Origin of the sequence: Blastomonas sp. UPD001 (assembly GCF_003426715.1) — a bacterium.
In the GTDB taxonomy this organism is placed as follows: domain Bacteria; phylum Pseudomonadota; class Alphaproteobacteria; order Sphingomonadales; family Sphingomonadaceae; genus Blastomonas.
This window is the reverse complement of record NZ_QKVT01000186.1, coordinates 1-574: the sequence shown is the minus strand read 5'-3', so window position 1 is coordinate 574 and position 574 is coordinate 1. Positions and strand designations below refer to the sequence as shown.

The window sequence follows — 574 nt, the reverse complement described above, 5'->3', positions numbered from 1 at the left end:
TACAATGTGCTGCTGAACACGGCCTCCAAGACGCACTACATGAGCGGAGGCGCCGTGAAGGTGCCGATGACGCTGCTGATCGGCACGGGGGGCGGCTACAACAATGCGGCCCAGCATTCGCAGTGCCTGCACGCGACGGTGGCGCATATCCCGGGCGCGAAGGTGGTTTATCCGTCCAACGCCTATGACGCGAAGGGGATGCTGCACACGGCGCTGAGGGACGAGAATTTCGTGATCTTCCTGACCCACAAGGGAACCGCCGGCGTGGGCTGGATGGGGACGCCGATCAAGACGACGCTGAGCGAGGTGCCGGAGGAGCCCTACACCGTGCCGTTCGGGAAGGTGAAGGTGTATCGCGAAGGGACTGACGTGACGATCACGGGCCTGGGCATGAGCGTGCACGAGAGCCTGAAGGCGGCAGACCTGCTGGCGAAGGACGGGATTTCGGCGGAAGTGGTGGACCTGCGCTCGCTGGTGCCGCTGGACCGGGACGGGATCTTCGCGAGCGTGGCCAAGACCGGCCGGCTGGTGGTGACCGACGAGGATTACATGTCCTATGGCGTCTCGGGCGAGG

1 protein-coding gene is annotated in these 574 nt (G+C 64.8%); it reads left to right on the top strand.

The genetic code is table 11. The features are described from left to right. The coding region (locus tag DM995_RS20460; protein WP_286164984.1) for an alpha-ketoacid dehydrogenase subunit beta at positions 1-574 on the top strand (574 nt) is incomplete at both ends.